The organism is Nonomuraea sp. NPDC049695, from assembly GCF_040674955.1.
Taxonomy (GTDB): domain Bacteria; phylum Actinomycetota; class Actinomycetes; order Streptosporangiales; family Streptosporangiaceae; genus Nonomuraea; species Nonomuraea helvata.
Genome location: NZ_JBFANV010000176.1, coordinates 1 through 8,580 on the forward strand (window position 1 = coordinate 1; position 8,580 = coordinate 8,580).

Sequence of the window (8,580 nt, forward strand, 5' to 3'; positions counted from 1 at the left end):
GACCGCTAACTGGTCTCCCTCAAACTGCCGGCCGAAGGCGCCAGATGCCCCGCCATCCCACCCACCACACAGACCAAGAAATCCACCTACAAACCACTTCCCAGCCCCGTTCCCGGCCTGCCCGGCTGGGTACGATCATGACCCACTGACACCGCCGAGCCGTGCCCGATGAACGAGGATCGGGCACGGCTTTCGCGGAAATGAGACCGCGTTGCACAAGGACGTGGACCACGACTTGCGGGTCCATCTTCGTGAAATACGGGAGTACTCGTGGAGATCTGGACCGACGGCAAGCTGGTGGTCCATGCGTGGGAGAAGATGGGCGTCGTGCGGGTGTTCCGCGACACCGTGCGTTCCGCGGCTGCCCGACCCTGACAGCCACCGAGCACGGGTTGGTGGTCGCGGACGGCTCGGCCGGGGCTGTCGCGCACTTCACCCCGGAACTTGACCTGGTGGGCCTCTGGCACTCCGGCGGCGCGAACGAGATCGAGCTGACCGGCTACGCCACCACACGCGGCGTGCTCATCTCCGGCCGCTGGTCGGCCCGCGAGTCGCGGGTGGGGTGGCTCACCTCCGACGGGTCCGAGGACCTGTGCGACGGGTACAACGCGTATGCCATCCCGGCTGACGACGACCGGTTCTGGCTGGTCGACGATGACCACCTCGCGCTGATGGGCCACGCCAGCGAGACCATCGCCGCAGTGCCGTCCCGGACTCCGCGGGAGGGCATGTTCGCCGCTGACGCGTCGGGAGCCGTGCCCGAGATCAGGACCGACCGCGTAAGCGCGGCCGATGCGGTGTTCCGGGCTTACGGCGCAAAGCGCGTCGACGTCACGGAACCTCACCGGCAGGAAAGCTGACGGACCGTACGTGCCTTGACGGTGCGGGGCCAGACTGTAGACGGGGCTAGACCTCACTCCCAGCGGCGGCGTGGTCGGCCTTGCCGATCTGGTGGGAGCGCACCGCTTCCGTCGTGATGGCTATCGCCTCCCTGGTCTGCTCGTACGTACGCTGGGCGATGGCGATGTACAGCACGTCCAGCACCGCCAGTTGGGCGTGCCGGGCCAGGATCGTCTCGGTGCTGAAACCCAGCTCGCGCACCCCTGTCGCGAGCACCAGCTCGGACCGGTCGGCGACGGGGGAGGCCACGTCGTTGGTGATGGCGATCGTCGTGGCGCCGTGCGACCGAGCCTCCGCGACCAGGTCGCGCACCTCTTGCGTGCGTCCGCTGTGGGAGATGGCGACGACGACGTCGCCGCGTCCCATCAGCGCGGCGCCGGTCAGCGCGACGTGCACATCCGTGTGGATCCACGCGGGCACGCCGATCTGGTACAGCCGTTGCTGGAACTCCAGGGCCGTCGCCCCGCTGCCGCCGATTCCGTAGATCATCGCGCGGCGTGCGGCGGCCAGGACTCCGGCCGCCCGCTCGACGGTGGTCAGATCGAGGTTGGCGAGCGCCTCGGCGACGACATGTCCGATGTTGGCGGAGATGACGTTGGCGACATGGCGGATGTCGTCGCCCTCGGTCAGCTCGGTGCCTATGTGAGCAGCCCAGGTGCCCCGGACATCGGCCCGCCCACTGTCCGAGGCCAGCGCGATGCGCAGCGCCGAATAGCCGTCCATGCCCACGGCCCGGCACAGCCTGGTGATCGTGCCCGTGGACACCCCACACTGCTCCGACAGCTCCACAATGGTCATCCGCGCCGCGGCCGCCGGATCAGCCAGCACCAGCTCGGCCAGCGACCGCTGAGCCTCCGGCATCGTGGGCAACAACTCACGCATCCGGTGGATGACGTCGCCCCGCGGCGGATTGGATGACATACCAGCTCCCTCTCAGTGGTGAATTATTCTTCATCCGCGGCCGACGCCAATGCCTCGGCAAACCCTCACGCTATCGGGCACGAGGGAGGTCCTGACATCGATGGACCTCTTTTTCGGAAGCGAGGCTTCGTACGGGAAGAAAAATTCTCCGGTAGGTCTCAGCTCTTGATGAGGGCGTCGAATGCCGTGCACAGGAGACGGATGCTGCGCCGGAACTTCTCGTCCTGGCCCGGGAGCGGAGTCTCCTCGAAGACGTGCGGAAAGCGTTCCCGCAGGTCGGCGTAGGTCGCCGGGGTGATGGCCGGTGTTTGGGACGTGCCCTGCTCCTGCAGGACGAACCCGGTGACATGGCTGAGGAGGGTGTCGGCGGCGATGAGGCGGTGCTCGGCGGGGACGCCGGCCGCCGCGAGGGTCCGCAGGAGGCGTTCCAGGAGGGACAGCGCGCCGGGGCTGAGCATTCCGGGACTGTCGGCGAGCAGGATGGCGCCGCCGGGATGCTGCCGGATGCTGCCGCGCAGCGCGGTGACCTGGGCCTCGATCTCGTCCTGCCAGGTGGATGGGGACGGGAGCGCAGCCAGGGCGGCGGTGCCGGCGTCATAGGCCTGCCGGCAGACGCGGTCGGCCATCATCGCGAGCAGCTCGTTCTTGTTGCGTACGTGGTAATACAGGCTGCCCGCGTGCGCGCCGAGCCGTTCCGCGACCTGGCGCATGGACAGGCCGTGGTATCCGACCTCGGCGAACGTGGCCATGCCGGCGTCGACGATCCGCTCCTTGTTGAGCTTCATGGCCCTACCGTACCCCAGTTTTTGAACGGTGTTTGAATCGTGTGCTAGCGTCGGTGAAAGCGATTTTCGAACACTGTTGGAAAGGGTGAGCGCCATGGACGGGCTGCTGTTCTACGCGACCACGGCCGCGTTGATGGTGATGATGATCAACAGTGGGCTCGCCGCGGTCGGGCGTGGCTCGGTGCGCGGGCGTCCCGTGCCGTGGGTCGCGGTGGGCCTGACCGCACTGGCCCTGGCCGGGGTCGTCCTGCAGCTGTGCTGGCCGGAGGCCATGGCCGCGCTCGACCACGATCCCGCCAAGACCGGCTGGTGGCGGGTGTTCACCTCGGTCTTCATGCAGAACGGCGGTGCCTCCGGCGCTGTCTGGAACATCGCCACTCTCGCCGTCGTCGCCGCGCTCGCCCAGTGGTTCTGGGGCGGCCGGCTGACCGCCGTCCTCTTTCTCGCGGGCGTCGTACTTCCGGAACATCTGGACGCCCTGCTCGGCCTGGGAGGTCCCAGCACCGATCCCCGCGACTTCGCCGGAAGCTCCGGCGCCACCTATTTCCTCGGTGCGAGTCTGGCCCTGGCCCTGCTGACTCGCACCAGGATCAGGAAGGAGCAGGTCCTGGCGGCCGGCGTCCCCGTGCTCGGGCTGGTGATGTGGTTCCTGCAGGAAAACGGCCACGGCCTGGTCGCCGTGTACGGCTTCGCTCTCGCCATCCTCGTCTGGGCGGCCCGCCGCTGGGTGCGCTCCGCAGCCAGACGATCATCGCGACCCACCGCCTAGAGCCGGGTTCGCGAAACGCCCGAAGGCCGGGAAGCGGCCCACTATGGTGACGATCATGCCCGCGCCGACCTGTCCGGCACCGACCTGACGGGTGCCCGGCTGGACGGAGCGAAGGGCCTACGGTGGCCCCCACGACGTCCCCTATGAGGTGGACCGCACCGGTCGCCGCCGTACCGGCGTCAACCCGGGCGCGGTGGGTCCGGTAGCCCCGCGCCCGCTCTTTCGCCCGGAACGGTGCTCGAGCGGGATCAGGGCGGCGGGACGGCCGCGGAAGTGCAGGCTCAGCACCGAGCCAGAAGCGGTGTGTTCCAGGGTGACATCGTCACACAGCCGCTGGATCACCCACAGGCCGAACCCGCGTGAGCCGGTCGGGTCCACCGTGGCGGCGGCCAGGTGCTCCGGGGTCAGCCGGCCGCCGATGTCGAGGATCTCGATGATGACGCCGTGCTCGTGGCCGCGCGCGGTGATCCGGCCGGCCTTCCCGCCGTGGTCGAGCACGTTGGTGACGGCCTCGTTGACCGCCAGCACCAGGCCCTCCAGTTGCTCGTCGTTCAGTCCGTGGTGCTCGCCGTGGATGCGCACCAGCTCGCGGATGTAGCGCAAGTCGGGACTGATGGGGCAGCGCAGCTCGAATGTCATTGATCTCCGAGCCCGCCGGCCGGCAATAGGAGGAAGGAGTGCGAGCCCTCGACTCTTTTTCCGGCTGGCCGATCGTTAAACACCGGGGATGCCGAGGATCATGACGGCTTCTGGGTGCCGTCGGCGACGTGGTCGCGCATCGCGGTGGCAGCATGCTCGGCATCGGGATGGATGGCCAGGATCGGCCACACGCCGGTGATCTGCAGGATGCGCGCGGGCCTACCTCGCACGGCGGCGAGTCCCGCGTACGGGCGCCGGGGCAAGGTGCCTGATTGACCGGCCATACCGCAGCCACCTGCGGCATCGCCGCTCCCTGAAGTCCCGACGCCCTGTCTCTCATTCCCGGGCGGTGGTCAGCCAGCGGCGGACGTCGGCCATCGCGGTGCCGTCGCTGTCGGCGTCGATCGCGGCGGCCAGATCCGCTACGGAGATGTGGGCGAGCGCGAGCGACCAGGCGTCCTGGGCGGCCGCCATGGCCCGGGCGATGGCGCACGGTCGGGAGCATCGTTCGGCGGGGATGCCGAGCGGCCCCCGCTGTCTGATCTCGGCACATCGGTAGGCCGGCTCGTCCCCGTCGACGGCCCGCACCACCTCCAGCGCGCTGATCTCCGAGGCGGGTCTGGTGAGGGTGTAACCGCCGATCTGGCCCGCGGTGGAGTGCACGATGCCGGCCCGCGACAGCGCTTGCAGGTGCTTGGCCGTGTACGCCGGGGGAGTGCCGTGCAACTCGGCCAGCCGTGCCGCCGGCACCGGCTCCTGGGTCTGGCTGAGCGTGACGCAACTGTGCAGGGCCCACTCCACGCCGTTCGACATCCTCATGCCCCCACCTTACCGATCGCGGACATGCGATATCCGAGTTGTGATACAACTCGGATAGAAAACATCCGAGATCAACTTTTCGGGATGCTCATGACGTACACAAAAGATCCTTCGCCTGCCACCCGCGTGCCCTTGGGGCCGGCGGCCGTCGCGCTTTTCGCCGCTGCGGCGAACCTGCGACCGGCCATTGCCGCCGTCTCGCCGCTGGTGGACCGCATCCGCGGCGACCTGCACCTGTCGGCGACGGGGGTGTCGCTGCTGACCACCATCCCGACGCTGGCCATGGGGTTGTGCGCACCCCTCGGCGCGTACGTGGGCCGCAGGTACGGGCTGCAGCGCGGCGTGCTGCTCGGGCTCGTGGTCATCGCCGTCGCCACGGCGGCCCGCCTGTTAGGCGGATCCACCTGGCTGCAGCTGAGCAGCGCGGCGATTGTCGGCACGGGGATCGCGATCGCCCAGACGCTGCTGCCCGCCGTGGTCAAGACGCGCTTCGCCGCGCGCGCCGGACTGGTCACCGGCCTCTACACGGCCGGCCTGGGCCTGGGCGGCGCGGTCGCGGCCGGGACAAGTGCGCCGCTGGCCGACGCCGTCGGCTCCTGGCCGGGAGCGCTGGCCTCCTGGGCGGTGCTCGCGCTGGCGGGCATCGCGTTGTGGTCGGCCGCCAGAGGCTCCCTCAGCCTCGACGACGTCAGTGCCCCCGCCGGACCGGCCGCCCGGGGCCTGCCCTGGCGCAGCGGCACGGCCTGGAAGATCACCACGCTGTCGGCCGTCAACTCCGCTCTGTACTACTGCGAGCTGGCTTGGGTGGTGCCGCTGCTGCATGATGACGCCGGCCGCAGCGCCGCGGTGGCCGGCATCATGCTGACCGTGATGATCTCCATCCAGGTCGTCGCCATGCCGGCCGTTCCGGCACTGCTGGGGGAGCGCCTGGACAAGCGTGTCGGCCTGGCGCTCACGATGACGCTGACCGCCGCAGGATTCCTGGGACTGGCGTACGCACCGGGCACGGCGGCGTGGCTGTGGATCGCGGCGCTGGGTGTGGGGCACGGCGGCCTGTTCACGCTCGTGCTGACCCTGCCCGTGGTGGCCGGCCGCGACCCGCAGGAGGCCGGGCGCATCAGCGCGATGGCGTTCTTCATCGGCTACGCCTGCGCCGCGCTGGCTCCCCTCCTGGTGGGCGCTCTACGCGACTCCACGGGCGACTTCCGGCTCGCCTTCGGCCTGCTGGGCGGCCTTGGCCTGCTGATGCTCCTGCCTATCGCGCGCCTTCGCGTCAAGGCCGGCGCATGAAGCTGGAACGGCTCACCGGCGAAGAGACGCTCGCCCGGGCCGCCGAGCTCATCGAGATCTACAGCATCGCGTTCAGCGGCCCGCCCTGGTACGAGGACGGGTACGGCACGGCCGACTTCGCCAAGCGGCTGACCGCAGACGTACGCCGCCCCGGTTTCACGGCGGTGCTCGCCACTCACGACGGCAACCCCGCGGGATTCGGCACGGCATGGCCGACGCAGGCACCCTTCCCCGCGGGACGCGCCTATGACCGGGTGCGCCTCGACCTCGGCGACCAAGCGGAGAAGTGCCTGGTGGGAGCGTTGGAGGTGGACGAGCTCGCGGTCAGCCCGCACGCTCGCCGTCAGGGCCTGGCGGGCCGCATCCTCGACCTGCTCTGCGAGGACGCGACCGACTGCTGGCTGCTGACGGCGCCGCGGGCGCAGGACGCGATCAGGCTGTACGAACGGCTCGGCTGGCAGCGTCTGACCGGACCTGAGGCGAACGTCGTGGTGTTCATCCGGTCTCAGGACGGCGTCCGGCAGCACCATCGGCTCTGACCTCGCCGAGCGCAGGTCCAGGCCAGCCCGATGACCAGTTCCGCCGTCGAGGGCGCGTCAGTGGTGGTGGCCGTGCCGGCCGAGGGTCTCCACGGGGGTTGCGCCGGGGCGGGTCCACTGCGGTACGGGGCGGCTGGTCGGGCCCCAGGTGGCGACGCCGTCGGCGTCCGAGCGCCAGTACCAGCAGATCGGCGAGCCATGCCCACCGACCGGCGAGCCGGCCTGCGGGGCCTCGGGCCAGCCTTCGGGGTTGTCCTCCCACCCCTCGCGGCGGCCGTACGGCGTCATGTCGAGCAGGCCGAGGGACCCGGCGACCGGCTCGTTGCCACGACCCGTCGTGGAGTAGGTGAGGAACACGCGGTCGCCGTCGCGCAGGAAGCAGGTGAGGTAACCCATGCTGCCACCGACCGGCTCCTCCACGTCGCGCACCGAGTACCAGGGCTGGGTGTAGCCCATGAACTCGACGTAGGAGGCCACCTCGTCCCATCGGCCCGTGGTCAGGATGGCGAACGAGACGCCGCGGGCGTTGAGGTAGACAGCGTCCTTCAGGTGCCAGGCCGTGATGGTGCAGCCCTCGCACTGCCCCTGGTGCGGCGCGCCGTCGTACCACATGTGCTTGTAGACCACGAGCTCGTCGCGGCCCTGGAACAGGTCCAGGAACGGGACCGGGCCGTCAGGTCCGACGACCTCGACCGTCCCGTCGAACTCCACCATCGGCAGCCGGCGGCGGGCTGCGGCGATGGCGTCGCCCTCGCGGGTGTGGGCCTTCTCGCGGGCCAGCAGCTCGTCACGGGCGGCCTGCCAGGCGGCCAGGTCGACGACGGGCGGGCGGCCGGGCAGCGTGGTGGCCGGGTCATTCGGCGGGGTCGTCATGGTGTGCTCCGTGGTGTCTCGTGTCGGGCTGCGTCGTACGAACAGACTCGCGACCCGGCTGGAAGTCATCGGGCCGGGGATGCCGAAGTGTTCACATTTTGGAATCGTGATCATGTGGCTGGGAAAGGGTTGGACGGGATGATGCTCGGGCTTGTAGCTTGCACGTGACCGTGACACCGCCCGAGGAGGTGAGACCCATGAACGCTGTATCGATGTGGGTGCTCCCCCTTGCCGTCACGGTCGGGCGATTGACGTAGGTGTCGCCGGGAGCGCCTCGCCAACAAGGCACTCCCGAAAGGCAACACCTATGCACTCTCAGCAGGTCACCGCCGAGCCGCCGTCGAACGACAGGGCCGATCGCGCGCCCCTCATGTTCGACGTGATCATTGCCGGATGCGGGCCGACCGGTGCGATGCTGGCCGCCGAACTGCGGCTGCACGATGTGCGGGTACTCGTTCTGGAGAAAGAGACCGAGCCCGCGTCGTTCGTCCGCATAGTCGGTCTGCATATTCGCAGTCTCGAGCTGATGGCGATGCGCGGACTGCTGGATCGCATTCGCCGGCATGGACGACAGCGTCCGGCCGGCGGTTTCTTCGCCGCCATCCCCAAACCCGCGCCCAAGGGCCTGGATTCCGCGTACGCCTATCTGCTGGGTATCCCGCAGCCGGTCATCGTTCATCTGCTCGAAGAACACGCGATCGAACTGGGCGCGCAGGTCCGGCGCGGTTGCGCGGTCGCCGGTTTCGAGCAGGACGACGAGGGGGTGACCGTCGAGCTGGCCGACGGGGAACAGCTGCGTTCGCGCTACCTCGTCGGCTGTGACGGCGGGCGCAGTACGGTGCGCAAACTGCTCGGCGTCGGCTTCCCCGGCGAGCCCTCACGGACCGAGACGCTGATGGGCGAGATGGAAGTGGGCGTGCCGCGGGAGGAGATCGCCGCCAAGGTGACCGTGAGGTGCCTCGAAGATTCCGGACAGTTGGCTACATAAGCTGACAGAAGTCTGGAAGAGGTAGGTACGTGACGAGGCGTCGCAGGCAGTTCTCGC

General features: G+C 69.4%; 10 protein-coding genes and 2 pseudogenes. 6 read left to right on the plus strand and 6 right to left on the minus strand.

Features of this window, described 5'->3' with window-relative positions; genetic code table 11:
- Nucleotides 1-392 precede the first annotated feature (392 nt).
- Nucleotides 393-860 (plus strand): hypothetical protein, encoded by a 468-nt coding sequence (locus tag AB0J64_RS56075; protein ID WP_364046625.1) that lies wholly within the window; start codon nucleotides 393-395, stop codon nucleotides 858-860.
- A gap of 46 nt (nucleotides 861-906) precedes the next feature.
- Here the strand turns inward: AB0J64_RS56075 and AB0J64_RS56080 are convergent, their stop codons facing one another.
- Nucleotides 907-1,821, minus strand: a complete 915-nt coding sequence (locus AB0J64_RS56080; protein ID WP_364046628.1) for a MurR/RpiR family transcriptional regulator — start codon at nucleotides 1,819-1,821, stop codon at nucleotides 907-909.
- Nucleotides 1,822-1,979: 158 nt separating this feature from the next.
- A complete protein-coding gene (locus tag AB0J64_RS56085) occupies nucleotides 1,980-2,606 on the minus strand; it encodes a TetR family transcriptional regulator (RefSeq protein ID WP_364046631.1) in 627 nt (208 codons plus the stop codon).
- A 94-nt stretch (nucleotides 2,607-2,700) separates the two neighbouring features.
- Between AB0J64_RS56085 and AB0J64_RS56090 the strand changes: the two genes are divergently transcribed.
- Together AB0J64_RS56090 and AB0J64_RS56095 are read left to right on the plus strand one after the other, a co-directional pair.
- Nucleotides 2,701-3,375: a hypothetical protein gene (locus AB0J64_RS56090; RefSeq protein WP_364046634.1), complete on the plus strand. Its 675-nt coding sequence runs from the start codon at nucleotides 2,701-2,703 to the stop codon at nucleotides 3,373-3,375.
- A gap of 60 nt (nucleotides 3,376-3,435) precedes the next feature.
- Nucleotides 3,436-3,522, plus strand: a pseudogene (locus AB0J64_RS56095) (pentapeptide repeat-containing protein); the annotation flags it as partial.
- Here AB0J64_RS56095 and AB0J64_RS56100 read toward each other — a convergent pair.
- The 3 genes from AB0J64_RS56100 to AB0J64_RS56110 form a co-directional block, all read right to left on the minus strand.
- Nucleotides 3,517-4,014, minus strand: a complete 498-nt coding sequence (locus tag AB0J64_RS56100; protein ID WP_364046637.1) for an ATP-binding protein — start codon at nucleotides 4,012-4,014, stop codon at nucleotides 3,517-3,519. The pseudogene AB0J64_RS56095 and the gene AB0J64_RS56100 sit on opposite strands and share 6 nt — an antisense overlap.
- Before the next feature lie 98 nt (nucleotides 4,015-4,112).
- Entirely contained in the window at nucleotides 4,113-4,298 is a 186-nt protein-coding gene (locus AB0J64_RS56105) for a hypothetical protein (protein WP_364046640.1), read from the minus strand.
- Nucleotides 4,299-4,350: 52 nt separating this feature from the next.
- On the minus strand, nucleotides 4,351-4,833 hold the full coding sequence (locus AB0J64_RS56110) for an Rrf2 family transcriptional regulator (protein WP_364046643.1): 483 nt from the start codon (nucleotides 4,831-4,833) through the stop codon (nucleotides 4,351-4,353).
- A gap of 90 nt (nucleotides 4,834-4,923) precedes the next feature.
- Here AB0J64_RS56110 and AB0J64_RS56115 point away from each other — a divergent pair, with 90 nt between their 5' ends.
- Nucleotides 4,924-6,123 carry an MFS transporter gene (locus AB0J64_RS56115; protein ID WP_364046646.1) on the plus strand — a complete coding sequence of 400 codons (1,200 nt, stop codon included), beginning with the start codon at nucleotides 4,924-4,926 and terminating at the stop codon, nucleotides 6,121-6,123.
- Nucleotides 6,120-6,662: a GNAT family N-acetyltransferase gene (locus AB0J64_RS56120; protein ID WP_364046649.1), complete on the plus strand. Its 543-nt coding sequence runs from the start codon at nucleotides 6,120-6,122 to the stop codon at nucleotides 6,660-6,662. The genes AB0J64_RS56115 and AB0J64_RS56120 overlap by 4 nt, the downstream gene beginning before the upstream one ends.
- Before the next feature lie 57 nt (nucleotides 6,663-6,719).
- Here AB0J64_RS56120 and AB0J64_RS56125 read toward each other — a convergent pair whose 3' ends face one another.
- Nucleotides 6,720-7,535: a DUF899 domain-containing protein gene (locus AB0J64_RS56125; RefSeq protein WP_364046652.1), complete on the minus strand. Its 816-nt coding sequence runs from the start codon at nucleotides 7,533-7,535 to the stop codon at nucleotides 6,720-6,722.
- Between the two features lie 370 nt (nucleotides 7,536-7,905).
- Here AB0J64_RS56125 and AB0J64_RS56130 point away from each other — a divergent pair.
- Nucleotides 7,906-8,475: pseudogene (locus tag AB0J64_RS56130) on the plus strand (FAD-dependent monooxygenase); the annotation flags it as partial.
- Nucleotides 8,476-8,580: the final 105 nt, after the last annotated feature.

Bases quoted from the DNA above. Each gene is read 5' to 3' on its own strand.
- AB0J64_RS56105 (WP_364046640.1), bottom strand. From the start codon at position 4,298: ATGGCCGGTCAATCAGGCACCTTGCCCCGGCGCCCGTACGCGGGACTC.
- AB0J64_RS56100 (WP_364046637.1), bottom strand. From the start codon at position 4,014: ATGACATTCGAGCTGCGCTGCCCCATCAGTCCCGACTTGCGCTACATC.
- AB0J64_RS56090 (WP_364046634.1), top strand. From the start codon at position 2,701: ATGGACGGGCTGCTGTTCTACGCGACCACGGCCGCGTTGATGGTGATG.
- AB0J64_RS56115 (WP_364046646.1), top strand. From the start codon at position 4,924: ATGACGTACACAAAAGATCCTTCGCCTGCCACCCGCGTGCCCTTGGGG.
- AB0J64_RS56085 (WP_364046631.1), bottom strand. From the start codon at position 2,606: ATGAAGCTCAACAAGGAGCGGATCGTCGACGCCGGCATGGCCACGTTC.
- AB0J64_RS56110 (WP_364046643.1), bottom strand. From the start codon at position 4,833: ATGAGGATGTCGAACGGCGTGGAGTGGGCCCTGCACAGTTGCGTCACG.
- AB0J64_RS56125 (WP_364046652.1), bottom strand. From the start codon at position 7,535: ATGACGACCCCGCCGAATGACCCGGCCACCACGCTGCCCGGCCGCCCG.
- AB0J64_RS56120 (WP_364046649.1), top strand. From the start codon at position 6,120: ATGAAGCTGGAACGGCTCACCGGCGAAGAGACGCTCGCCCGGGCCGCC.
- AB0J64_RS56080 (WP_364046628.1), bottom strand. From the start codon at position 1,821: ATGTCATCCAATCCGCCGCGGGGCGACGTCATCCACCGGATGCGTGAG.